The organism is Leifsonia sp. SIMBA_070 (assembly GCF_046534635.1).
In the GTDB taxonomy this organism is placed as follows: Bacteria; Actinomycetota; Actinomycetes; order Actinomycetales; family Microbacteriaceae; genus Leifsonia.
This window is the reverse complement of record NZ_JAWRYK010000820.1, coordinates 1-243: the sequence shown is the minus strand read 5'-3', so window position 1 is coordinate 243 and position 243 is coordinate 1. Positions and strand designations below refer to the sequence as shown.

Below are 243 nucleotides of genomic sequence, written 5' to 3'. Positions count from 1 at the left end.
ATTTGACCTCCGTGAGGTTCATTCAGACATACTGACTAGCTTCGGATTAAATTGGGATGAGTACGACATTTATCGGGGAATAGGGAAAAGGGGCAAGGACGGATGGAGTGAGAAGCAGTTGAAAGATATTGCAATCATAGCTTTAAGACCACCTGATGAACTAGAAAAAGGCGACCTGATGCCTGCTATCTTTTTAAAAAAAGGAGAGCCGATTGCAAACATTATTTATAAAAAGGCAAATGG

Annotated in this window: 1 protein-coding gene; it reads left to right on the top strand. The window is 40.7% G+C overall.

The window, feature by feature from the left end; genetic code table 11:
* Positions 1-243 (top strand): hypothetical protein (locus SB754_RS22505; protein ID WP_410784494.1); only part of this gene is annotated, 243 nt, incomplete at both ends.